Annotated in this window: 1 rRNA gene; it reads right to left on the bottom strand. The window is 51.4% G+C overall.

Annotated features, from left to right (window positions below):
* A 16S ribosomal RNA gene (locus ATB76_RS26940) occupies positions 1-230 on the bottom strand; the annotation flags it as partial.
* Between the last annotated feature and the right edge of the window lie 48 nt (positions 231-278).

Below are 278 nucleotides of genomic sequence, written 5' to 3' on the forward strand. Positions count from 1 at the left end.
CGAGAGGCCCGAAGGTCCCCCTCTTTGGCCCGTAGGCATCATGCGGTATTAGCCATCGTTTCCAATGGTTATCCCCCACATCAGGGCAATTTCCTAGGCATTACTCACCCGTCCGCCGCTCGACGCCGTTATCGTTCCCCGAAGGTTCAGATAACTCGTTTCCGCTCGACTTGCATGTGTTAGGCCTGCCGCCAGCGTTCAATCTGAGCCATGATCAAACTCTTCAATTTAAGATTTTGTTCGGCTCAACGAATACTGACTTCAAAACTCATCCTTAC

It is taken from the genome of Vibrio sp. MOR3, from assembly GCF_001557775.1.
Taxonomy (GTDB): Bacteria; Pseudomonadota; Gammaproteobacteria; order Enterobacterales; family Vibrionaceae; genus Vibrio; species Vibrio jasicida.